Below are 22,217 nucleotides of genomic sequence, written 5' to 3' on the forward strand. Positions count from 1 at the left end.
GTTCCGCCGCCGGCGGCACCCGGCCCGCACCGCCCGGCGCCGTCGCGAGGGCCGGGCGCTGTGACCGCGGCGGCCACCGCGCGGCTGCGGGTGGTCAGCTGGAACGTGCGCGACCGGCTCGACGACCGGCACGCCGTCGCGGCCGTGCTGCGCGAGACCGCCCCCGACGTCGCGCTGCTGCAGGAGGCGCCGCGGCGCTTCTGGGACCACCGACGGCTGCGCCCGGTCGCCGACCGCGCCGGGCTGCTGCCCGTGGTGGGCGGCCGGGGGACCGGTGGCACCGCCGTCCTCGTCGCCCCCGGCGCGCGGGTGCTGCACCGCGAGGCGGCCCGGCTGCCGGTGCGCGGCCCGTTCACCCGCACCCGCGGGGTGGCCCTGGCACTGGTCGAGGTGGGCGGCGCCCGACTGACCGTGCTCAGCGTGCACCTGCCGCTGCGTCCCGAGGAACGGGCCGACCACGCCCGGCGGGTGGTCGGCCGGGTCACCGCCCTGCCCGGCGCGGTGGTGCTGGCCGGCGACCTGAACGAGCCGCCGGACGGCCCGTCGTGGGCGCGGCTGCAGGCCCTGGGCCGCGACGCCGCCCTGGACCTGCCCGGTGCCGCGACGCCGACCTACCCGAGCCGGTCGCCGCACCGCCGGATCGACGCGCTGCTGGTGTCGCCGCAGGTGCGGGTGCTGTCGCTGCGCTCGCCGGGTGGACCGCTCGTGCGGTCGGCCAGCGACCACCAGCCGCTGGTCGCCGAGCTCGAGGTCACCCCCGGCTGAGCGTGCCGGGCCAGCTGTTCGTCGGGGCCGCCTGACGCACCGGTCGGGTCAGACGACCGCGCCGTCGTCGTCGACGTCGTCGTCGCGGTGCGCCGGCAGCCGGACGACGAGCGTCACGAAGCCGCCGATGAACGCCAGCCCGGCGAGCGCCAGCCACAGCCGGCCGAGGTCGCGGAAGAACAGCCCGGCCACGACGAGCACGAGCGGTCCGAGCAGCACACCGGCCCACGCCAGCCGGCTCACGAGGTCGCCGCGCGGCAGCGGCGGGGGCTCGGGCGGGACGTAGCCCTCCTCGGGCTCCATCGCGATCCAGTCGCGGGCCGACAGCTCGGCCGGCCCGGGCAGCGGGCGCGGGCGCAGCGGCTCGGCGGCCTCCGGCGCGTCAGGTGCGTGCTCGCGGCCGATCGGGTTCGCGTCGTCGGGGCGCTCGACCGGACGCCGGTCGCTGGCCCGGTCGCCCGAGGTGGCGGGGCCGCGGCCTGCGCCCGGGGCCGCGTCGCCGTCCGACGCGTCGGGAGCCCCGGCGGTGCCGTCCCCCGCGTCGTCGGCGTCCGGACCGCGGTCGTCGGCGTCCGCACGGCGTCGACGGGCCGTCGCCTCGTCGTCAGGCAGGTCCTCGAGCACCGGCCAGCGCGGCACCCCGCCGTCGACGTCGGCGGGCTGGTCGAAGCCGGCGACGATCCGCGCGAAGGCGGCGTCGACGTCGGGGTCGCCGCTGGTGTCCGGACGGTCGTCCGGTCGGTCGGCGGCCACGTCAGCCCGCCACCCGCTGCGCGAGCTTCAGCGTCTCGTGCTCGATCGTCGAGGCGTCGTGGTCGAGCGTCGCGACGTGGTAGCTGCGGCCGAGCACCACGTCGGTGACGTCCTTGCTCGACACCCGCGACAGCACCAGCTCGCTGCTCGACGGCGGCACCACGTGGTCCTGCGGCGAGTGCAGCACCAGCAGCGGCTGGGTGACGCGCGGCAGCTCGCGGGCCACCTCGGCGATGCCGCCGACGACGGAGTGCAGCGCCTTGAGCGGCAGCCGCGGGTAGGCCAGCTCGACCGCCCCCTCCTTCGCGATGTCGCTGCCGATGCCGGACAGCGACGGCACCAGGTGCTTCAGCACCGGCAGCGCCCGCAGCCGCGGGTCGTCGAAGCGGACGGCGGGGTTGACCAGGGCGATGGCGTCGACGTCGGCGCCGCGCAGCTCGGCGAGGGCCAGGGCGAGCGCGCCGCCGACCGACAGCCCGGCGACGACGACGGTCGAGCAGCGCGAGCGCAGCTCGACGAGCGCGGTCTCGGCGGCGGTGTACCAGTCGGCCCAGCGGGTGGTGTTCAGCTCCTGCCAGGTGGTGCCGTGCCCGGGCAGCCGCGGCACCCGCACGGTGAGCCCGCCCGCGGCCAGCGCCTCGCCCCACGGCCGCACGCCCTGGGGCGATCCGGTGAACCCGTGCAGCACCAGCGCGCCGACGTCACCGCCGTCGCTGCTCCACGGCTGCGCACCAGGCAGGACGGGCACGGGACCTCCTCGGCGGCTGGGCGGGACCGGGTGGTCCAGGCGGTCCAGGCGGCGTCGTCATCGTCCCACGCAGGTGGGTGGAGGTCGAGGGGTGCCCTACAGTTCACAGGCGGACGGAGCAACGGACGAAGGGCAGGTGCGGTGTTCTACTGGCTGATGAAGTCCGTGGTCCTCGGACCGCTCGTCCGACTGGTCTTCCGGCCCTGGGTCGTCGGCCTCGAGCACGTCCCCGCCGAGGGCGGCGCGATCCTCGCCAGCAACCACCTGTCCTTCTCCGACTCGATCTTCCTGCCGCTGGTGCTCGACCGGCAGGTCACGTTCCTGGCGAAGGCCGACTACTTCACCGGCCGCGGGCCCAAGGGCCGCGCCACCGCGCTGTTCTTCCGCCTCGCCGCCCAGCTGCCGATCGAGCGCGGGGGCGGCCGGGCCAGCGAGGCCGCGCTGCGCACCGGGTTGAAGGTGCTGCGCCGCGGCGACCTGCTCGGGATCTACCCCGAGGGCACCCGCTCGCCGGACGGCCGGTTGTACCGCGGCAAGACCGGCGTGGCGCGGATGGCGCTCGAGGGCAAGGTGCCGGTGATCCCGGTCGCGATGGTCGGCACCGACAAGGCGCAGCCCATCGGCCGCACGATCCCGCACATCACCCGCGTCGGCGTCCGCATCGGCGCCCCGCTCGACTTCTCGCGCTACGAGGGCATGGAGGACGACCGCTTCGTGCTGCGGTCGATCACCGACGAGCTGATGTACGAGCTGATGCAGCTCAGCGGTCAGGAGTACGTCGACGTGTACGCCGCGGCGATGAAGGAGCGCCTGGCCGCCGCCCGGCGCGGCCGCACCGTCGCGCTGCCGGGCGACCCGGAGGACGAGTCGCCCGCCCTCGACGTCACCGACGCGCCGGACGCGGCGGACGCGGGCGAGGGATCGCTCGGTGCGGCCGGTGAGGCGCTCGACGTCACCGAGGACGCACCGGCGGCCGACGCCGACCTGCGCCGCGCGAGCGAGCCGGACGACGATCGCGCCGCGGGCTGACCGGACGCTCGCCGGCTGACCCGGCGACGACCAGGACGACGTCGGTCAGCGCCGGCCGAGCCGCAGCTGCTCGAGCACCACGGGGTCGAGGCGGCCGGGACGCAGCCGCTCCTCGAAGTTCGCCGAGCCGGCCCAGTCGTCGAGCGCCTGCTCGAGGTCGGGGTCGTCGTACCCGAGGCCGGCCAGCAGCCGGCGGGTCTCGTCGGCCACGGCGCCCTCGAGGGGCAGCAGCTCGGCCTCGTCGGCCTCGCCGAAGTAGAGGCGGTGCAGCTCGAGCATCCGGCCGAGCTCGGCGACCGGGGTGGGGTGCTCGTCGCTGCGCAGGTCGACCTCGGTGTCGTCGCCGCCGTACCCGGCGCCCGGGCGGGCGACGAGCAGCGCCGCGCTCTGCCGGCCCCGCTTGTCGCCGCCGGCGGCGTCGCCCGCCACCAGTGCGGCCCGCAGCCGGTCGGCGAGCGGCTGCCCGGCGGTCGAGAGCCAGCTCTGCTCGACCTCGTCGACGACGTCCTCGCCGAGCAGGATGTTGCCCTGCACCGCGTAGTCGGCGCCGGCCCGGCCGCCCGCCCAGTCGCTGCAGCCCGGCCCGGTGAAGGTCGCCCCGGCGTCCGGCCCGACGACGCCGAGCTGACGCTGGTCGCGGCCCTCGTCGGCGGCGGTGAGGGCGGCGACCACGGGTGCGACCCGCTCGCCGCCGCGCAGCAGCGCCAGGCCGTCGCCGCGGTAGGTGAGGTTCGCGTAGGCCTGCGTGGCGACCGCGCCGACACCGGCCACGGCCGCGGGCACCGCGGCGCCGACGGCGAGGAACTTGCTGGCGACGGCGACCCCGTAGGCGTCACCGTCGCGTCCGACGATCGAGAAGGTCATGGCCGCAACCTACGGCGTGGGCGGGTCCTCGGCCGCGTGGGGCGGTGCGTCGAGAGCGGCCAGCCCATAGGGTCGAGGGCATGCGCATCGGAGTACTGACAGGTGGCGGCGACTGCCCGGGGCTCAACGCGGTGATCCGCGCCGTGGTCCGCAAGGGCACGGGGTACGGGCACGAGTTCGTGGGGTTCCGCGACGGCTGGCGGGGGCCGATGACCGGCGCCACGCTGCCGCTCGGGCTCGACGAGGTCGACGGCATCCTGGCCCGCGGCGGCACGATCCTCGGCTCGTCGCGCACGAACCCGTACAAGGAGGAGGGCGGCCTCGAGCAGATCCGCGGCCACTTCGCCGACCTCGGGATCGACGCGCTGGTCGCCATCGGCGGCGAGGACACGCTCGGCGTGGCCAAGCGGCTGACCGACGACGGCATCCCGGTCGTGGGCGTGCCCAAGACCATCGACAACGACCTCGGCGCCACCGACTACACGTTCGGCTTCGACACCGCGGTCTCCATCGCCACCGAGGCGGTCGACCGGCTGCGCACCACCGCCGAGTCGCACCACCGCTGCCTCGTCGTCGAGGTGATGGGCCGGCACGCCGGCTGGATCGCGCTGCACACCGGCCTGGCCGGCGGCGCCGACGTCACGCTGATCCCCGAGGTCCCCTTCGACGTCGAGCAGGTGGCCGGCTGGTGCAAGCAGGTCTCCGACCGGGGGCACGCCCCGCTCGTCGTCGTCGCAGAGGGCGCGCTGCCCGAGGGCGGCCGCGAGTCGGCGCAGCACGAGAAGCTCGACGCGTTCGGGCACGTGCAGCTCGGTGGCATCGCGACCTGGCTCGCCGACGAGCTCGAGCAGCGCACCGGCACCGAGTCCCGGGCCGTGGTGCTCGGGCACGTGCAGCGCGGCGGCACGCCCACCGCGTACGACCGGGTGCTCTCGACGCGCTTCGGGCTCGCGGCGATCGACGCCGTGCACGCAGGCACCTTCGGCGTGATGGCGGCGCTGCGCGGCACCGACGTGGTGCTGGTGCCGCTCGCCGAGGCGACCGCCGAGCTCAAGACCGTGCCGCGCGAGCGCTACGACGAGGCGCAGGTCTTCTTCGGCTGATCGGCCGAGGCGCGCCACGCGACGGCGTCCGGGTGCTGGGCACGACGTCCCGGCATCCGGACGCCGTCCGTGCGTGGCGGACCCGCCACGTACGCTGACCGGGTGAGCACCACCGACCTCGACGACCTGGTGGACGCGCCCGCGGGCGCCGGCGCAGGCGGGCTCGACTCGTGGCGCACGCTGCCGGCCGCCCAGCAGCCCAGCTACCCGGCCGGGGCCGACCTCGACTCGGTCACCGCGGCCCTGCGCTCGATGCCGCCGCTGGTGTTCGCGGGGGAGTGCGACGACCTGCGCACCCGGCTGGCGATGGCCGCGCGCGGCGAGGCGTTCGTGCTGCAGGGCGGGGACTGCGCCGAGACGTTCGCCGGCACCACGGCCGACAACATCCGCGACCGGGTCAAGACGATCCTGCAGATGGCGGTCGTGCTGACGTACGGCGCGAGCACCCCGGTCATCAAGCTGGGCCGGATGGCGGGTCAGTTCGCCAAGCCGCGCAGCAGCGACCTCGAGACCCGCGACGGCGTGACGCTGCCCGCCTACCGCGGCGACGCCGTGAACGACTACGCCTTCACGCCCGAGGGTCGCGAGCACGACCCGGCACGGTTGCTGCGCACGTACCACGCGAGCAGCTCGACGCTGAACCTCATCCGCGCGTTCACCACCGGCGGCTTCGCCGACCTGCGACGCGTGCACGAGTGGAACCGCGGCTTCGTCGGCAACACCGCGAAGGCGCGCTACGAGGTGATGGCGCGCGACATCGACAAGGCGATGAAGTTCATGGCGGCCTGCGGCGCCGACTTCGAGGCGCTGCGGGGCGTGGAGTTCTACGCCAGCCACGAGGCGCTGCTGCTGGAGTACGAGCGCGCCCTGACCCGCATCGACTCGCGCACCGGCGACCCGTACGACGTCTCGTCGCACTTCCTGTGGATCGGTGAGCGCACCCGGCAGCTCGACGGCGCGCACGTCGACCTGCTCTCGCGCGTGCGCAACCCGATCGGCGTGAAGCTCGGCCCCTCGACCGAGCCCGACGACGTGCTGGCGCTCATCGACCGCCTCGACCCCGACCGCGAGCCGGGACGGCTGACGTTCATCACGCGGATGGGTGCGCCGCGCATCCGCGAGGCGCTGCCCCGGCTGGTCGAGACCGTCGACCGCGCCGGCGGGCAGGTGCTGTGGATCTGCGACCCCATGCACGGCAACGGGTTCGAGTCGCCCACCGGGTACAAGACGCGCAACTTCGACGACATCGTCGACGAGGTGCGCGGCTTCTTCGAGGTGCACGCGGCGCTCGGCACCGTGCCGGGCGGGGTGCACCTCGAGCTGACCGGCGACGACGTCACCGAGTGCCTCGGCGGCTTCGAGCAGATCGACGAGGCCGCCCTGGCGACCCGCTACGAGTCGGTGTGCGACCCGCGGCTGAACCACCAGCAGAGCCTCGAGGTCGCCTTCCTCGTCGCCGAGATGCTGGCGGCGCGCGCCGCCTCCTGACCGGTGGCGGTGGGCGTCATGGTGCTGCGAGCCCGGCGCGCGCCTCGCGCAGCAGGGCCAGGGAGTCCTCGGTGTGCTGCACCAGGAACGCGATCTGCTCCTCGGAGTAGCGCGCGTACAGCGCGCTGAACGCCGCGCCGATCGCCGCGTACGGCGACCCGGCGTCGGTCGGCTGCGCCACCGCCTGCACCAGCACCCGGCGCCCGTCCGCCGGGTCGGTGCCGCGGCGGGCGACACCGCGGGCCGCGAGCCGGACGACGTCGCCGGTGACCGCACCCGACGTCACCGCCAGCCGGGCGGCGAGCTGCCCGGCGGTCTGCGCCCCGTCGCGCTGCAGGATGCCGAGGGCCTTGGTGTCGGTGACGCCGAGCCCCATCGCGGCGGCGGCGTCGGCGTGGAAGAGCGCCGTCTCGAGGCTGGACTCCTGGTCGAGCACCCACAGCCGCTGCAGCAGCGCGGCGCGTCGGGCGGTGGGTCGGGGCACCGCCCTAGTCTACAGACCTCTTAGTCGCTAAGATGTTGTCATGACGCTAGCGCCGCGCACCCACCACCTGACGGCAGACGACGGACGCCGGCTCGGCGTGCACAGCCTCGGCAGCGGTCCCGGCGTGCTCGTCGTGCACGGCGCCATGCAGTCGGGTCGCAGCCAGCTCGACCTGGCGCGGCTGCTCGGCGACGACCTCGAGGTGCACCTGCTCGACCGGCGCGGCCGGGGGACCAGCGGGCCGTGGCAGCCCGGCGACGCGGACGCCGGTCGCGAGGTGGCCGACGTGGTCGCGGCGCTCGGCGCCACCGGCGCCACCCGGGTGCTCGGGATCAGCTCGGGCGCGCTGCTCGCCCTGCGTGCGGCCGCCGCGACCGGGCCGGTCCTCACGCACCTCGCCGCCTTCGAGCCGCCGCTGTACGTCGGCGACGACGGCGGCAGCGCCCTGCTCGAGCGGCTCGACCGGTTCGACGAGGCGCACGCCGCCGGGCGGCTCGATCGCGCGACGGCGATCGCGGTGCAGGTGTCGCAGATGGGGCCGCCGTGGCTGTTCGGGCTGCCCACCGGGGTGCTGGCCCTGGCCGCGCGCGGGATGCTGCGCGGCGGGCGGGGGCAGGGCGACCCGGCGTCCGCGCTCGAGCTGGCGACCGACGCGGCCGCCGTCGTCGCCGTCGTGCGGGCGAACCTGGGGCGCCAGGGCGAGCTGGCGGCGGTGCGGGCGCGCACCCTGCTGCTCGCCGGCACCCGCACCCGCCCGTACCTGCGCCGTGCGGTGCAGACCCTGGCCGAGGTGGTGCCCGGCGCCGAGCGCGTCGACCTCGACGGCACCGACCACGGGGCGACGCAGAACCGGTCCGACCGGGGTCGCCCGGAGGCCGTGGCGCCGGTGCTGCGCCGCTTCCTGCTCGAGGACGCGCCCGCTACACGACGGTGAGCGTCACGGTGCTGCCGCGGGGCGCGCGCTCGCCCGGGTCGGGGCTCTGCGAGCGCACCGTGCCGAAGTAGCCGCCGAGCACCTTGCGCACGCGGACGTCGAACCCGGCCGCGCGCAGCGCCTGCTCGGCCGGACCGGCCTGGGTGCCGACCACCCGCGGCACGGTGACGAGCGGCGGGCCCTTCGAGACCACGAGCTCGACCCGGTCGCCCTTGAACAGCGTGCCCTTCGCGGGGGTCTGCGAGACGACGTCGCCGTCGGGCACCTCGTCGTCGAAGGCCTCGCTCACCACGGGGTCGAGGCCCGCGGCCCGCAGCGCCGCCACCGCGGCGTCACCGGCCTTGCCGACGGTGGACCGCACGGTGACCGGCTGCCGTCCCCGGCTGACCACCAGGTCGACCCTGGTGCCGCGGCGGACGCTGGTGCCGGGCGCGACCGACTGGGTGAGCACCCGGCCCTTGCGCACCCGCTCGTCGTAGCGCCGGGTGACGTCGCCGACGACGAGGTTGCGCGCGGTCAGGGCGTCACCGGCCGCCCGCTCGCTGCCGCCGGTGACCGTGGGCACCTCGAAGCGCTCCTTGCCCCGCGAGACGGTCAGCTGCACGGCGGTGCGCTTGCGCACGCGCTGGCCGGGTGCCGGATCGGCCTCGACCACCTCGCCGGCCGGCACGGTCTCGCTGAAGGCGGTGGCGACGTCCGACGACAGGCCGGCGGCGCGCAGCGCGCCGGTGGCGGCGTCCTGGCTGGTCCCTGCGAGCGGGGGCACCACGGCGTAGGCGCCGGGGCCGGCCCCGAGGTACCAGCCGCCGACGCCGAGCAGCGCAGCCAGCAGCAGCACGGCGACCAGGGCCACGACGCCACGACGCGGACGGCGCCGCCGCGGCCCGGGCAGCGCGGTGGCACCGGCGTGCTCGTCGAGCTGCAGGCGCACCGTGCCGGCGTGGCCGCTCGTGTCGAGGCCGCGGGTGGTGTCGCCCGCCCGAGCGGCACCGTGATCGTCCTCCGGGTCCCCGTCGGGCCCCGGCTCCGGCTCCTGGCCCTCCGGCCGCTCGGCGCGCCGGTCGAGGTCGGTGCCGGGCATCCGGTGCCGCGTCTCGCGCACGAGCATCAGCAGCTCGCGGGCGTCCGCCGGCCGGTCGGCGGCGTCGCGGGCGGCGGCGGCGGCCACCAGGTCGTCCATCGCGGCGGGCACCTGCGCCGACCGCGAGGAGGGCGCCGGCACCTGGCTGGTGACGTGCTGGAACGCGATCTGCACGGCGGTCTCGCCGCTGAACGGCTTGGTGGCGGTGAGCAGCTCGAACAGCAGCACGCCGGTGGCGTACACGTCGCTGCGGGCGTCGGCCCGTCCGCGCTCGACCTGCTCGGGTGCGAGGTAGGCGACGGTGCCGATGAGCAGCCCGGTCTGGCTGGTGGTGGCGCTGTCGACGGCCCGGGCGAGCCCGAAGTCGGCGACCTTGGTGCGGCCGTCGTCGGCGACCAGCACGTTCTCGGGCTTCACGTCGCGGTGCACGATGCCGGCGGCGTGCGCCGCGGCGAGCGCGTCGAGCACCAGCTCGAGCACGTCGAGGGCCTCGCGCGGGCTCAGCGGGCCGCGCTCGTCCATGACGTCGCGCAGCGTGCGGCCGCGCACGTGCTCCATCGCGAGGAACACCACGCCGTCGTGCTCGCCCTGGTCGTACACCTGCACGACGCCCGGGTGGCTCAGCCGCGCGGCGGAGCGGGCCTCCTGGGTGAAGCGGCGCACGAACTCCTCGTCGTCACCGAGGCCGGCGTGCATCACCTTGAGGGCGACCTCGCGGTCGAGTCGCTGGTCGACCGCGAGGTACACGGTCGCCATGCCGCCGCGGGCGATGCGCGAGCGCACCAGGTAGCGCCCGTCGAGCACGCGCCCGACGAGCGGATCGGCCACCCTGGCGCCCACGGCGGGAGTCTACGGTCGCCCCGGCGTCCGGCCCGGCACCTCAGCGCCCGCTGGCGAGCCGCTCGATCGAGGCGACGTAGCGCTTCGTGTCGGCGAACATCCCGTGCTGCTGCACCGAGCCGAGCCCCTGGTAGTAGCCGGCGATCGCGTGCGCCCGGGTGTCGGCGGACCGCAGCAGCGACTTCAGGATGACGACGCCGGCCGTCACGTTGTCGCCGGTGTCGAGCAGGTCCAGGTGGCGCCCGACCAGCGTCTCGGCCCACCGGCCGGACGAGGGGATGACCTGCATGACGCCGATCGCGTTCGCCACCGAGACCTGGCGCTGGTGCAGCCCGGACTCCTGCACGGCGACGGCCACCGCGAGCGCGGGGTCGACGCCGTAGCGGCGGGCGGTGCGCTCGACCAGCGCGCGCGTGGCGGCCCGGCTCGGCACCGAGCGGTCGGCGAGCACGGCCCGGTTGCGGGCGGCTGCGCGCACGACGGCCGAGGCGTAGGTGCGGCCCTCGAAGGTGTCGGCCGAGAAGCGCTGCCTCGTCGGCACCCGCAGGCGCTGCCCGATCTGCAGCAGCGACGCGGCACGCAGGTGGTTGAGCTTCAGGACGGCGGCGACCGTCGTGCCGTGCGCCGCCGCGATGCCGCCCACCGTGTCGCCGCTGCGCACGACCACGGTGGCGGTGGTCAGGCCGGCGGCGGTGCGGGTGGTCGAGCGCTTGACGGCCTTGACCGCCTTGGCCGGCACGGCGAGCCGCTGCCCGGCGTAGATGCGGCCGCGGGCGTCGAGGTGGTTCAGCCGCAGCAGGGTGCCGGGGGAGACCCGCAGCCGCAGCGCGATGTCGCTGATCGTGTCGCCCGACCGCACCCGGTACGCCGTGGTGCGCGCCGCAGACGTCGCGCGGCGCTCGGCGGCGGCCCGGGCCGCGCGGGCGTGCTGCGCGGTGCCCTTCGCCGCCGGCACCCGCAGCACCTGCCCGGGGTGCAGCAGGTGCCCGCCGTCGGCGAGGTGGTTGGCCCGGGCCAGGGTGCCGACGTCGGTGCGGTGGGCGCTGGCGATGTCCCACAGGGTGTCGCCGTCGCGGACGGTGACCTGGCTCCAGCCGGCGAGGAGCAGCGGTGCGCCGGCGACGGCGGCGATGGCCGGGGTGACGACGGGCACGGGATCTCCTGTGACGCGAGTGACGGGTGTGACGCACGGTTCGATGCAGCAGGGTAGCCGACCGTGTGCTGTGGCACCCTGGACGCGTGGCCGACCCGACCTCTGCACCCAGCCCCGTCGACCGACCCGCAGGCACCGAGGACACCCCCGACCCGGCCGGAGCCGAGGCAGCGGGCGGCGCCACGGACGCGCTGGACGCGCTCGTGGGCGACTGGCTGACCGTGCCGGACGTCGCCGAGCGGCTCGGCACGGACGTCGGGAAGGTGCGGCGGATGCTGCAGGACGGCCTGCTGCTCGCCGTCCGCCGCGGGGAGCGCCGCGTGCTGAGCGTGCCGGCGCGGCTGTTCGACGGCGACGCGCCGGTCAACCACCTGCAGGGCACGGTCAGCGTGCTCGCCGACTCGGGCCTGACCGGCGCCGAGGCCGTCGAGTGGCTGTTCACGCCCGACGACAGCATCCAGGGCGGCAGCCCGATCGAGGCGCTGCACAGCGGCCACAAGACCGAGGTGCGCCGCCGGGCGCAGGCCCTCGCGTTCTAGGCACCGGGTCGTCCGTGCGGCACCTCGGGTACGTCGCCATGCTCGTGTTCTGCCTGGCCGGCACCGCCCCGCTCGAGCTGGTGCTGCACGTCGGCGTGTACCGCAGGTGGCGGCGGCTGCTGCTCACCGTGCTGCCGGTGCTGCCGCTGTTCGTGCTCTGGGACCTCTACGCCGTCGCCCGCGGGCACTGGACGTTCGACCCCGCGCAGGTGCTCGCCGTCCGGCTGCCCGGCGGCCTGCCCCTGGAGGAGGTCGCGTTCTTCGTCGTCGTGCCGCTCGCGGCGGTGCTGACGCTGGAGGCGGTGCGCACCGTCCGCGGCTGGCCGGTGGGCGACGAGCCGCCCGAGCAGCCGGGCGACCCGCGGTGACCTACACCCAGCTGTGCCTGGTGGCGGTGCCGCTCAGCGTGCTGCTCGACCTGGTCGTGCTGCGCACCCGGTTGCTGGGGCGCAAGGTGTTCTGGGTGTCGTACGCGATCGTCCTGTTCTTCCAGCTGCTCACGAACGGTTGGCTCACCGGCCGGGGCATCGTGCGCTACGACGGCGACGCGGTGCTCGGCGGCTCGCAGCCGGTCGCCTTCGGCCACGGACGGGTGCTGTTCGCGCCGGTCGAGGACGTCGCCTTCGGCTTCGCGCTGGTGCTGCAGTCGCTGGCGTGGTGGGTGTTCTGGGGCCGCCGCCGCGCCGGGCAGGCTGCTCGGGGCTAGGCGGTCCGCCAGCGGGTCCGCTCGCGGCGCGCCCGCACCGCACGCAGCAGCGCCGGGCCGGCCACGGCGGCGCGGCGCCGGTTCGGCACGCTGACCCGGCGGTCGAGCACGTGGTAGTCGGCGGCCTCGACCTCGTCGAGGATCCCGCCGTACAGCGCGATCGCGGTCTCCAGGCACGGGCGGCTCTCGGGGCGCACCATGGCGACGCCGGTGCGGGCCACGGCGTACAGCTCGCGGCAGCGCTCGATCTCGAACGCCAGCAGCCGGCGCACCCGGTCGGTGACCACCCGCGACTCCAGGTCGGCGCGGGTGACGCCGAACCGGGCCCGGTCCTCCTGCGGCAGGTAGACCCGGCCGCGGTCGAGGTCCTCGCCGACGTCCCGCACGAAGTTCGACAGCTGGAAGGCCTCGCCCAGCGCGATCGCCGGTTCGCGGGCGTCGGGGGTCAGCGGCCCGAGCACCGGCAGCATCATCAGCCCGATGACGCTGGCCGACCCCCACATGTAGGCGCGCAGGTCGTCGTACGTCGCGTAGTCGGTGACGTCGATGTCCTGGCGCATCGCGGCCAGGAAGTCCTCGAACAGCTGCCGCTCGATGCCGAGCTCGCGGGCGGTGTGCGCGACCGCCGCGACGACCGGGTCGCTCGACGTCCCGCGCTCGAGGCCGTCGAGCGCCTCGGCGCCCCACGTCAGCAGGCCCTGCGGGTCGGGCGCCTCGAGCGAGTCGACGAACTCGTCGGCCCACCGCGAGAACGCGTACAGCGCGTACACGTGCGGACGCCGGTCGGCGGGCAGCAGCAGCGCCGACAGGTAGTAGGTGCGGCCGTGCTCGGCGTTCACCAGCCGGGCGGTCTCGTAGGCCTGCCGCAGCCACGGGTCGGTGATCCCGGCCGCGTCGAGCGCACGCTCGTGCACGCGGAGCGGGCGCGGCAGGCGGGAGGCACGGGTCGACTGATCGGGCGCGTCGGGCACCGCTGCATCCTGCCGTGCCGGTGGTGCGCTCGTCACCGCCAGGCTCGCGAGCGGTACGCCGGGTCGTGGCCCAGCACCCGCTCGGCGGCCAGCCGGCCCGACACCAGCACCATCGGCACGCCGACACCGGGCTGGGTGCCCGAGCCGGTGAAGACCACGTTCTCGCCCCACAGGTTGCCGGGGCGGAACGGTCCGGTCTGCCCGAACGAGTGCGCGGCGGCGAACGGTGCGCCGCGCTCCATGCCGCGGGCGGCCCAGTCGAGCGGCGTCGTGACGTCCTCGACCTCGATCGCGTCGCCGAAGCCCTCGTAGCCGCGCTCCTCGAGCGTCGCGATCACGTGGTCGCGGTACGCCGGCGCGATGCGCCGCCAGTCGAGGTCGCTGTCGAGGTTCGGCGTCGGGAACAGCGTGTAGTAGATCTCGCGGCCGGGCGGTGCGAGCGAGGGGTCGGTGCGGGTCGGGTTCGTGACCAGCACGGACGGGTCGCTCATCAGCCGCCCGCCGAGCAGGTCGTCGAACACGCCCTTCCACGAGCGGCCGAAGTGGATCGTGTGGTGCGCGCCGCCGACCGCCGTGTGCTCGTAGCTGCGGGTGCTGCCGGCCAGCAGCAGGTAGCACGAGGGGGAGTAGCGCAGCCGGCGCACCGACCACGGCGAGCGGCCGAGCAGCTCGCGGTGCGCCACCGGCAGGTCGGGGTTGAGCACCACGACGTCGGCGGCGACCCGCTCGCCGTCCGCCGTGTGCACGGCGACCGCGCGACCGCCGGAGTGCTCGACGCGGGTGACCGTGGTGCCGTAGCGGATGTCGACGCCGTGCTTCTCGGCCGCGGCGGCCATCGCGACCGGCACCGCGTGCATGCCGCCCTTGGGGAAGAACACCCCCGCCACCGAGTCCATGTAGGCGATGACCGCGTAGATCGCCAGCGCCTCGTACGGCGACAGCCCGGCGTACATCGCCTGGAACGAGAACAGCTTCTGCGTGCGCTCGTCGTGCAGGTACTGCTCGACCTTCGGCGCCAGCCGGCGGAACCCTCCCAGCGCCACCAGCCGGGCCAGGTTCGGCGTCAGCAGGTCGAACGGCGAGTCGATGTTGCGGTCGATGAAGTCGCGCATCTCGTAGCGGTACAGCTTCGACACGAAGTCGACGTAGCGCTCGAAGCCGGCCGCCTCGGCCGGGCCGCACGTCTCGCGCAGCTCCTGCGCCATCGCCACGGGGTCGGCGTGCACGTCGATCCGCGAGCCGTCGGCGTGGAAGCTGCGGTACAGCGGCGCCACCGGCACCAGCTCGAGCCAGTCGGCCATGTCCTCGCCGAGCGCGTCGAAGCAGTCGGCGATGAGGTCGGGCATCGTGAGCACGGTCGGCCCGTTGTCGACGTGGTACGTGCCCGCGCCGTCGGGCGCCTCGAGCCGCACCTGCCCGGCCCGACCCCCCGGCTGCGTCTCGCGCTCCAGCAGCGTGACCCGGCGTCCGGCACCGGCCAGCCGCATCGCCGCCGAGAGCCCGGCGAGCCCGGCCCCGACGACCACGACGTGGTCGGTGGCGCCGCGGACCGTGCGCGGCCCCCTCACGCCTGCCTCGCCGTCGCCGTGCCGACCAGGTCGGCCAGCACCTGACGGGCCGGGTCGGCGACGTCGGCCGCCGCCAGCGCCGCCTCGGCCTCCGCCACGAGCTCGAGCACCATCGCCTCCACGCGGTCGAGCGCCCCGGTGTCGACGATGATCGAGCGCAGCAGCTCGACGTCGTCGGGCCCGAGGTGCCGGTCACCCAGTCGTCGTCGCACGGCCGCCGCCTGCGCGGGCGAGGCGGCCTCGAGGGTCGCCGCCACCAGCACGGTGCGCTTGCCCTCGCGCAGGTCGTCGCCCGCCGGCTTGCCGGTCTGCTCGGGGTCGCCGAAGACCCCGAGCACGTCGTCGCGCAGCTGGAACGCCTCGCCGAGCGGCAGGCCGTAGGCGCTGTACGACGCCTGCAGCGCGGGGTCGGCACCGGCTAGCGCGCCGCCCAGCAGCAGCGGGTGCTCGACGGTGTACTTCGCGCTCTTGTAGCGGATCACCCGGCGGGCGCGCTCGAGGCTGCCGGCGCCGTCGGTGGCCTCGGTCACCACCTGCTCCAGCACGTCGAGGTACTGCCCACCCATCAGCTGCGTGCGCATGAGGTCGAACACCTCGCGGCCGCGGGCCAGCGCGTCGTCCGGCAGGCCGCTGCGGGTGAGCATCTCGTCGCTCCACGACAGGCACAGGTCGCCGGCCAGGATCGCCGCGGCCTCGCCGAAGCGCTCGCCGTCGCCGGTCCAGCCGTTGCCGCGGTGCAGCACGGCCATCCGCCGGTGCGCGGAGGGGGCGCCGCGCCGGGTGTCGCTGTCGTCCATGACGTCGTCGTGCAGCAGCGCCGCGGCCTGGAACAGCTCGAGCGACGCCGCCGCCTCGAGCACCTCGTGCCGGTCCTCGCCGCCCGCACCGCGCCAGGCCCAGTAGCAGAACGCCGGGCGCAGCCGCTTGCCGCCGCGCAGCAGGTCGCTGATGCAGTCGACCATCGGCGCGACGTCCGGGCCGAGCTCCTCCAGCCGCCGGGCCTGGGTGCTGACGTGGTCGTCCAGCGCCTTCTGCACCCGCGTGCGCAGGTCCTCGACGTCCAGGGGGTGTGGCACGCGACCTCTCTCGACTCGGGGCCAACGGGCGCGACCGCCCGTGCCGGGAGCCTATGCGGCGTCCACGACCCGGGCACCATGACCCGATGCGGGTGGCGCGGTTCTACGCTGCTCCCATGGCGCTCGGTCTGCCCTCCACGCGGCTCGGCGGTGAGCCGACCGTGCACGAGAGCCTGCGCGAGCTGCTGGCCGAGGGCGGTCGGTCCTACTCGTTCGAGTTCTTCCCCCCGAAGGACGACGCCGGCGAGGCCCAGCTGTGGACGGCGCTGCGCCGGCTCGAGCGGCTGCACCCGACGTTCGTCGACGTCACCTACGGTGCGGGCGGCTCGACCCGCGACCGCACGGTGCGCATCACCGAGCGCATCGCGCAGGAGACGACGCTCACCCCGGTGGCGCACCTGACCTGCGTCGGCGCGTCGGTGGCCGAGCTGAGGCAGGTCATCGGGCAGTACGCCGACGCCGGCGTGCGCAACGTGGTGGCCATCCGCGGCGACCCGCCCGGCGGCCCGAGCGCGCCGTGGCAGCCGCACCCCGACGGCCTCGACCACGCGGTGCAGCTGGTCGAGCTGCTGCGCTCGATGGGCGACTTCTGCGTGGGCGTCGGCGCGTTCCCCGACAAGCACCCCGAGTCGCCCGACCTCGACCACGACGCCCGGGTGCTGGTGGCGAAGGCCGAGGCCGGTGCCGACTTCGCGATCACCCAGCTGTTCCTCGACCCGGCCGCCTACGAGGGGCTGGTCCGCCGGCTGCGCGCGGCCGGCAGCGACCTGCCCGTGGTGCCCGGCATCATGCCGATCACCAGCCTCGCCCAGGTGCACCGGTTCGGGCAGCTGTCCGGCGTCGACGTGCCCGGGTGGGTGGTCGACGAGCTCGAGTCGGTCGGCGACGACCCGGCTCGCGTGCGGGCCAAGGGCATCGAGCTCGCGACCCGGCTCTGCGGCGACCTGCTCGACGCCGGCGCGCCCGGCCTGCACTTCTACACGCTGAACCGCTCGACCGCGACGCTCGAGATCTACGAGGGTCTCGGACTCGCGGTGCCCGCCTGAGATGACCCGCGAGGAGTACCTGCGGCGCTGGTCGCAGGTGCACGGCGGCGCCGACACCAGTCACGGCGTCGCTCGCTGGTGGCTGTCGCTGGTGTACCTGGCCGCCCGCCCGGTGGCCGCCCTGCGGGTGCCGCCGGACGCCGTGAGCGTGCTCGGCGTGCTGGTCTGCGCGGCGGTCGTGCCGCTCGCCCTCGCCGGGTCGCGGTGGCCGCTGGCCGTCGCCGGCGTCGTGCTGGTCGGCGGGCTGCTCGACGGCGTCGACGGTGCGGTCGCCACGATGCGCGACGCCGCCACCCGCTGGGGCGCCGTGCTCGACGCCGCCTGCGACCGGGTCGCCGACACGCTGCTCGTGGCCGGGCTGCTGGCGCTCGGTGGCCTCGACGACGACGCCGCGGCCGTCGGCTGGCTGGCCGCCGGCTGCGCGCTGGTGTCGCTGCTGCACGAGTACCTGCGGGCCCGGGCCGCCGCTGCCGGCCTGACCGACGTCGCCGTGGTCACCGTGGGCGAGCGACCCACCCGGGTGGCGATCGCGCTGATGTTCGCGCTCGGCGCCGGCGTGCGCCCCGAGTGGGCCGACCGGCTCGGCCTGCTCGGCCTGGTCGGCTGGGCGCTCACCGGCGTCGTCGGCCTGACCCAGCTCGTCGTCGTCCTGCGCCGCCGCCTGCGCTGACCCCTTTCCGCGCGTCAGCCCGCTGTGCGCGCGTGAACCCGCTCTCGCGAGCTGCAGAGCGGGTCGACGCGCGGAAGGGGTCAGGCGCGGCCGACGAGCCCGGCGACGATCGCCGCCGACAGCCCGACGAGCGGGAGCCCGCCGCCGGGGTGCGCGGACCCGCCCACGAGGAACAGCCCCGGCACCGGCGAGGCGTTCGACGGCCGCAGGAACGCCGAGCGGGCGCCGTTGCTCGACGTGCCGTAGATCGACCCGCCGACGGCGCGGGTGCCGCGAGCCAGGTCGGCCGGCGTCCGCACCTCGCGCCACAGCACCCGGTCGCGCACGTCGAGCCCGCGGGCGGCCATGACGTCGAGCACGCGGTCGGCGTACGACGCGGCCAGGCCGGGCGCGTCCCAGTCGACGCCGGCGGCCGGGTCGTCAGGTGCGTGCCGCGGCGCGTTCACCAGCACGAACCACGACTCGTGCGCGTCGTCCGGCCGCAGCGCGGGGTCGTCGGGCGCGCTGACGTAGACGGTGGGGTCGGGCACCGGCCGCGGCCGGCCGCGGTGCGGGCCGGTGCCGAACACCGAGTCGAACTCGTCGTCGTAGTCGTCGGGGAAGAGCACGGTGTGGTGCCGCAGCCCCGGGGTGCGCCCGCGCAGCGCGAGCAGCACCACGAAGCCCGACAGGGACGGCGTGGTGCGGGCCAGCGCGCGTCGGGCCGCGGCCGCCTGCGGGCCCTCGACGAGGTCGCCGTACAGGTGCGCGGCGTCGGCGTTCGCCACCACGACGTCGGCCGGCAGCCGCTCGCCGTCCGCCAGCAGCACGTGGTCGACCCGCCCGCCGGCCAGCCCGATCGACGTGACGTCGGCGCCGGTGCGCACGCTCGCCCCGGTGTCGAGCACCCGCTGGTGCAGCGCCTCGCCGAGCCGGCGCAGCCCGCCCGCGACGTACCAGGCGCCGAAGGTCTGCTCGACGTACGGCACGGTGGCCAGCGCGGCCGGCGCCCGGCGCGGGTCGGAGCCGGTGTAGGTCGCGTACCGGTCGAGCAGCGTCCGCAGCCGCGGGTCGTCGAGGTAGCGCGTGCCCAGCCGCCGCAGCGACGTGAACGGGGCGACGGTGCGCAGGTCGCGCACCCGCATCGAGCTGCGCAGCAGGGCAGGCATCCCGCCCAGCGCCGACTCGAGGAACGGCTCGCGGGTCGCGTCCCAGATCAGGCTGGCGCGGTCCATGAACGCCGCCCACTGCGCACCCGCGCCCCCGCCGAGCGCGTCGTCGAGCGCTGCGGTGAGCCGCCCGCGGGAGGCGTTCGGCAGCTCGAGCCAGGTGCCGTCGGCGAACCGGTAGCGGAACGCCGGGTCGACCGGCTGCAGCTCGACCACCGTCCCCAGGGCCGGGCCGGTCTTCAGGAACAGGTCGCGGTAGACGGCGGGCAGCGTCAGCAGGCTGGGACCGGTGTCGAAGCCGAAGCCGTCGCGCTCGAACCAGCCGAGCTTGCCGCCCACGACGTCGGCCTGCTCGCAGACGGTGACCTCGTGCCCCTGGGCCGACAGCCGTGCCGCCGCCGCCAGGCCGCCCATGCCGGCTCCGACCACCACGACGCGCGCCACCCGCGGGAGTCTACGGAGCGGCGTCGACCGCCACCGGCCGGCCCTTCCAGCGCAGGTCGCCGCGCCGCTTCCGGCGCCACGAGAGCGCCGTGAGGTACCCGAGGGCGCCGACCGACAGCGGGTGCGCGAGGGCGTCCGGCCACGAGCGACCGCCGGTGCGCCGGGCGGCGAGCACCCGGCCGGCGACGCCTGCCGCGTAGCCGAGCGCGCCGGGCAGCGACCCGGTCGCGGCCGCGACCGCGGGCCACACGTACAGCAGGCCGAGCCCGCCGGTGGTGGCCACGGCCCCGGCGGGTGAGCCCGTGGCCGACCACAGCGACTTCGCGTACCCGTCGCGCAGGTCGGCCCACCCGTCGTACATCCGGCAGCTGGCCAGCCCGGTGCCGTCGGTGACGCCGCCGCGGCCGCCGGTGGCCTTGACCGCCCGCACGAGGGCGACGTCGTCGAGCACCTGGTCGCGCACCGCCGCGTGCCCGCCGGCCCGCAGGTACGCCGCGCGGTCGACGGCGAGCAGCTGGCCGTTCGCCGCGCTCAGCGAGGGCCGCGGCGACCGTTCGGCCAGTCGCAGCGGCAGCGTGGTGAGCCACGACCACTGCAGCAGCGGCTGCACCAGCCGCTCGGCCGTGGTGTGCGCGAGCTGCCGCGGGTAGGGCGACACGAGGTCGAGCCCGGCCTCGCGCAGCTGCGCCACCGTGGCGGCCAGCCCGTGCGGCTCGAGCACCACGTCGGCGTCGACGAACACCAGGCAGGTGCTGGCCGCGTGCGCCTCGCGGGCCAGCTGCTCGCAGGCCCACGGCTTGCCGAGCCACCCCGCCGGCGGCGGCTCGCCGGTCACCAGCCGCACCCGGGCGTCGCCGCCCACGACGCGGCGCACGAGCGCCGCCGTGCCGTCGCGCGAGCGGTCGTCGAGCACCACCAGCTCCGACCGCGGGCCCAGCTGGTCGAGGGCGGCGACGAGCGCGCGCAGCGCCGGCTCCGCGCGGTGCTCCTCGTCGCGCAGCGGCAGCAGCACCGACACCCACTCCGCGGACGGCGGCGGGTCGGTCGGCGGCGTCCGCAACCGGGTGCCGTTCAGGGCGCCGTGCAGCGTCAGCGCGGCCGCCCCCGCCGACGCGACCCAGGTCACGACGTCGAGGCGCCTCACGCCGGCGCCCTGGGACGCCGGGCGCGGGCGCGGTGCACCGAGCGCAGGTAGGGCACCACCAGCAGGCCCATGGCGACGCCGCCCCACAGCGCGACACCCGGCCGGCCGAAGAAGACGGCGTTGCCGAACGTCGACCCGGCCCAGGTCCAGGCCAGCAGCGCGGCCGGCACGTCGTGCGGCGCGGGCGCGTCGGCGGGTGGCTCGGGCAGCGCCCGGTGCAGCAGGCCGACCACGACCAGGGCGACCAGCACCCAGCCGGCGTAGTTGGTGAGCGGGATGCCCGGCACACCGGGCAGCGCGGGCACCGGGAACTGCCACGTCCAGTGCCCGGCGGCGACCATCTGCGGGTCGAGGAACAGGTCCCAGGCGGCCAGCGCCAGCCCGCCGAGCAGCACCACCCGCGCGTCGTGCGCGCCACCCAGCCGGCGTCCGAGCACCAGGGCGGGGTAGCCCATCATCACCCAGGCGAGCGGCACGATGAGCGGGACGCCGGCGACCTGGGGACCGAGCGTGCCGGCGTAGGCGTAGCTGCCGAACGGGACGCCGGTCGCCACCCCGACCGCCTCGGCGAGCAGGCCCGCCCCGCCGCCGAGCGCCAGCAGCAGGACGGCGGCCCGCACGCCGCGGGTGGCGGCGCAGTGCGTCACCGACGCGGCGGCGAACAGCAGCACCGTGGCGATCGTGTCGGCCCGCAGGGCGGCGCCGTCGAGCAGCGGGTAGGCGATCTGGGCCAGCACCGCGGCGGCGGCGAGCACCCTCGCCAGCCGCCGGGCCGGGCCGACGTCGCCCACGGTCCGGGCGGGGTGGTGCACCGCGTCGGCGGTCACGGGGTCGCGCCGCCGAACGTGCCGTCGACCGAGAGCACCTGCAGCCGGGCGAACAGCTCCTCGGCGTACCAGCCCTCCTCCGGCGTCCGCCGCACCACGTCGACGTGCGCCGACCGGCCGTGCGCGAACTCCTGCAGGGCGGCGCCGTCGCGCCACAGGCTGAAGGTGCCCTGCAGCCCGACCGGGGCCTCGCCCACCCCGACCGCGAGGCGCAGGCCGTCGACGCGGTGCAGGTCGGCCGACACCGGCGGCACCGAGCGCCAGAACGCCGCGGCCCGGGTCGGGCGGATGCGGGCACGGGTGAGGCTGGCGACCGGTCCGTCGACGCGGCGCGGCACCGGGCGGCCGAACGGCTCGCGGCCGGCCCAGGTGCCGCGCGACACGATCGGGCGCATCCGCACCACGAGCTCCTCGTGCGCGATGCGCCGCCAGCTGCGGACGGCGGGGTGCGAGGTGGTGAACGCGTCGGCGTACGGCGACCCGCGCCAGACCGTGAGCAGCCCCCAGTGCAGCGGGTCGGCGTCGCGCGCGGTGAAGGTGCGCCCGTCGCCGGTGCCCAGCAGCTTGCGGAAGGTCAGGCCCTCGGTGCCGCGCAGCGCAGGCCGGCTGGTGGCCATCCGCGCGACCGCGGCCGGCACCTGCCGCGGCCGCACGCCCCACAGGTGCAGCAGCTCGACGGCCTCGGCCTCGCCGCTGCGGGCGCTGGGGTCGGCGGACGACGGCACGCGGCAACCGTACGGGGCACCACCCGCAGCGGCCGCGTCGCACCGCGGTCGCGGCGCGGTCGCGGCGCGGTCGTGGCGTGGTCCTGGCGCGTCGGCGCCTGCCGGTCAGGC

Annotated in this window: 23 protein-coding genes; 10 read left to right on the forward strand and 13 right to left on the reverse strand. The window is 76.2% G+C overall.

What is annotated here, in order from left to right:
* The first annotated feature begins 60 nt into the window (after positions 1-60).
* On the forward strand, positions 61-765 hold the full coding sequence (locus ACYVI6_RS12915; protein ID WP_460446762.1) for an endonuclease/exonuclease/phosphatase family protein: 705 nt from the start codon (positions 61-63) through the stop codon (positions 763-765).
* 48 nt (positions 766-813) lie between these two features.
* Here ACYVI6_RS12915 and ACYVI6_RS12920 read toward each other — a convergent pair whose 3' ends face one another.
* Together ACYVI6_RS12920 and ACYVI6_RS12925 are read right to left on the reverse strand one after the other, a co-directional pair.
* Positions 814-1,518 carry a hypothetical protein gene (locus ACYVI6_RS12920; RefSeq protein ID WP_460446763.1) on the reverse strand — a complete coding sequence of 235 codons (705 nt, stop codon included), beginning with the start codon at positions 1,516-1,518 and terminating at the stop codon, positions 814-816.
* A gap of 1 nt (position 1,519) precedes the next feature.
* The gene (locus ACYVI6_RS12925; RefSeq protein ID WP_460446764.1) at positions 1,520-2,266 is read right to left on the reverse strand and encodes an alpha/beta hydrolase; all 747 of its coding nucleotides are present in this window, start codon (positions 2,264-2,266) and stop codon (positions 1,520-1,522) included.
* Positions 2,267-2,407: 141 nt separating this feature from the next.
* Between ACYVI6_RS12925 and ACYVI6_RS12930 the strand changes: the two genes are divergently transcribed.
* Positions 2,408-3,295 (forward strand): lysophospholipid acyltransferase family protein, encoded by an 888-nt coding sequence (locus tag ACYVI6_RS12930; RefSeq protein WP_460446765.1) that lies wholly within the window; start codon positions 2,408-2,410, stop codon positions 3,293-3,295.
* A 45-nt stretch (positions 3,296-3,340) separates the two neighbouring features.
* Here the strand turns inward: ACYVI6_RS12930 and ACYVI6_RS12935 are convergent, their stop codons facing one another.
* Positions 3,341-4,159 (reverse strand): DUF1028 domain-containing protein, encoded by an 819-nt coding sequence (locus tag ACYVI6_RS12935; RefSeq protein ID WP_460446766.1) that lies wholly within the window; start codon positions 4,157-4,159, stop codon positions 3,341-3,343.
* An 80-nt stretch (positions 4,160-4,239) separates the two neighbouring features.
* Between ACYVI6_RS12935 and ACYVI6_RS12940 the strand changes: the two genes are divergently transcribed.
* On the forward strand, positions 4,240-5,262 hold the full coding sequence (locus tag ACYVI6_RS12940) for a 6-phosphofructokinase (protein WP_460446767.1): 1,023 nt from the start codon (positions 4,240-4,242) through the stop codon (positions 5,260-5,262).
* Positions 5,263-5,364: 102 nt separating this feature from the next.
* Positions 5,365-6,750, forward strand: coding sequence for a class II 3-deoxy-7-phosphoheptulonate synthase (locus ACYVI6_RS12945; RefSeq protein ID WP_460446768.1), 1,386 nt, complete (start codon positions 5,365-5,367; stop codon positions 6,748-6,750).
* Between the two features lie 16 nt (positions 6,751-6,766).
* On the opposite strand, the gene ACYVI6_RS12950 is transcribed toward ACYVI6_RS12945, so the two are convergent.
* Positions 6,767-7,234: a MarR family transcriptional regulator gene (locus ACYVI6_RS12950; protein ID WP_460446769.1), complete on the reverse strand. Its 468-nt coding sequence runs from the start codon at positions 7,232-7,234 to the stop codon at positions 6,767-6,769.
* A gap of 40 nt (positions 7,235-7,274) precedes the next feature.
* Here ACYVI6_RS12950 and ACYVI6_RS12955 point away from each other — a divergent pair, with 40 nt between their 5' ends.
* A complete protein-coding gene (locus ACYVI6_RS12955; RefSeq protein ID WP_460446770.1) occupies positions 7,275-8,168 on the forward strand; it encodes an alpha/beta fold hydrolase in 894 nt (297 codons plus the stop codon).
* On the opposite strand, the gene pknB is transcribed toward ACYVI6_RS12955, so the two are convergent.
* Positions 8,155-10,089: a Stk1 family PASTA domain-containing Ser/Thr kinase gene (pknB, locus tag ACYVI6_RS12960; protein ID WP_460446771.1), complete on the reverse strand. Its 1,935-nt coding sequence runs from the start codon at positions 10,087-10,089 to the stop codon at positions 8,155-8,157. The genes ACYVI6_RS12955 and pknB overlap by 14 nt on opposite strands.
* 40 nt (positions 10,090-10,129) lie before the next feature.
* On the reverse strand, positions 10,130-11,242 hold the full coding sequence (locus ACYVI6_RS12965) for a lytic transglycosylase domain-containing protein (protein WP_460446772.1): 1,113 nt from the start codon (positions 11,240-11,242) through the stop codon (positions 10,130-10,132).
* Between the two features lie 191 nt (positions 11,243-11,433).
* Here ACYVI6_RS12965 and ACYVI6_RS12970 point away from each other — a divergent pair, with 191 nt between their 5' ends.
* From ACYVI6_RS12970 to ACYVI6_RS12980, 3 genes are read left to right on the forward strand one after another with little or no spacing between them, the layout of a single operon-like run.
* Positions 11,434-11,781, forward strand: a complete 348-nt coding sequence (locus ACYVI6_RS12970) for an Rv2175c family DNA-binding protein (RefSeq protein ID WP_460446784.1) — start codon at positions 11,434-11,436, stop codon at positions 11,779-11,781.
* Between the two features lie 14 nt (positions 11,782-11,795).
* A complete protein-coding gene (locus ACYVI6_RS12975) occupies positions 11,796-12,149 on the forward strand; it encodes a lycopene cyclase domain-containing protein (protein WP_460446773.1) in 354 nt (117 codons plus the stop codon).
* On the forward strand, positions 12,146-12,487 hold the full coding sequence (locus ACYVI6_RS12980; RefSeq protein WP_460446774.1) for a lycopene cyclase domain-containing protein: 342 nt from the start codon (positions 12,146-12,148) through the stop codon (positions 12,485-12,487). The genes ACYVI6_RS12975 and ACYVI6_RS12980 overlap by 4 nt, the downstream gene beginning before the upstream one ends.
* Here the strand turns inward: ACYVI6_RS12980 and ACYVI6_RS12985 are convergent.
* Genes ACYVI6_RS12985 through ACYVI6_RS12995 form a run of 3 tightly spaced genes read right to left on the reverse strand, consistent with a single transcriptional unit; the run spans position 12,484 to position 16,102 of the window.
* Positions 12,484-13,458: a phytoene/squalene synthase family protein gene (locus ACYVI6_RS12985; RefSeq protein WP_460446775.1), complete on the reverse strand. Its 975-nt coding sequence runs from the start codon at positions 13,456-13,458 to the stop codon at positions 12,484-12,486. The genes ACYVI6_RS12980 and ACYVI6_RS12985 overlap by 4 nt on opposite strands.
* Positions 13,459-13,490: 32 nt before the next feature.
* Positions 13,491-15,026, reverse strand: a complete 1,536-nt coding sequence (crtI, locus tag ACYVI6_RS12990; protein WP_460446776.1) for a phytoene desaturase family protein — start codon at positions 15,024-15,026, stop codon at positions 13,491-13,493.
* Complete coding sequence (locus ACYVI6_RS12995) at positions 15,023-16,102, reverse strand: polyprenyl synthetase family protein (protein ID WP_460446777.1); 1,080 nt, start codon at positions 16,100-16,102, stop codon at positions 15,023-15,025. Before ACYVI6_RS12995 ends, crtI begins: the two co-directional genes overlap by 4 nt.
* A gap of 116 nt (positions 16,103-16,218) precedes the next feature.
* Between ACYVI6_RS12995 and metF the strand changes: the two genes are divergently transcribed.
* Positions 16,219-17,148, forward strand: a complete 930-nt coding sequence (metF, locus tag ACYVI6_RS13000) for a methylenetetrahydrofolate reductase [NAD(P)H] (RefSeq protein ID WP_460446778.1) — start codon at positions 16,219-16,221, stop codon at positions 17,146-17,148.
* Between the two features lies 1 nt (position 17,149).
* The gene (locus tag ACYVI6_RS13005) at positions 17,150-17,818 is read left to right on the forward strand and encodes a CDP-alcohol phosphatidyltransferase family protein (RefSeq protein WP_460446779.1); all 669 of its coding nucleotides are present in this window, start codon (positions 17,150-17,152) and stop codon (positions 17,816-17,818) included.
* 80 nt (positions 17,819-17,898) lie between these two features.
* On the opposite strand, the gene ACYVI6_RS13010 is transcribed toward ACYVI6_RS13005, so the two are convergent.
* From ACYVI6_RS13010 to ACYVI6_RS13025, 4 genes are read right to left on the reverse strand one after another with little or no spacing between them, the layout of a single operon-like run.
* Positions 17,899-19,410: a phytoene desaturase family protein gene (locus tag ACYVI6_RS13010; protein WP_460446780.1), complete on the reverse strand. Its 1,512-nt coding sequence runs from the start codon at positions 19,408-19,410 to the stop codon at positions 17,899-17,901.
* A 10-nt stretch (positions 19,411-19,420) separates the two neighbouring features.
* The gene (locus ACYVI6_RS13015; protein ID WP_460446781.1) at positions 19,421-20,554 is read right to left on the reverse strand and encodes a glycosyltransferase family 2 protein; all 1,134 of its coding nucleotides are present in this window, start codon (positions 20,552-20,554) and stop codon (positions 19,421-19,423) included.
* Positions 20,551-21,381: a carotenoid biosynthesis protein gene (locus tag ACYVI6_RS13020; protein WP_460446782.1), complete on the reverse strand. Its 831-nt coding sequence runs from the start codon at positions 21,379-21,381 to the stop codon at positions 20,551-20,553. Before ACYVI6_RS13020 ends, ACYVI6_RS13015 begins: the two co-directional genes overlap by 4 nt.
* Positions 21,378-22,106 carry a monooxygenase gene (locus tag ACYVI6_RS13025; protein ID WP_460446783.1) on the reverse strand — a complete coding sequence of 243 codons (729 nt, stop codon included), beginning with the start codon at positions 22,104-22,106 and terminating at the stop codon, positions 21,378-21,380. The genes ACYVI6_RS13020 and ACYVI6_RS13025 overlap by 4 nt, the downstream gene beginning before the upstream one ends.
* Between the last annotated feature and the right edge of the window lie 111 nt (positions 22,107-22,217).

This window comes from Angustibacter aerolatus, from assembly GCF_054776675.1.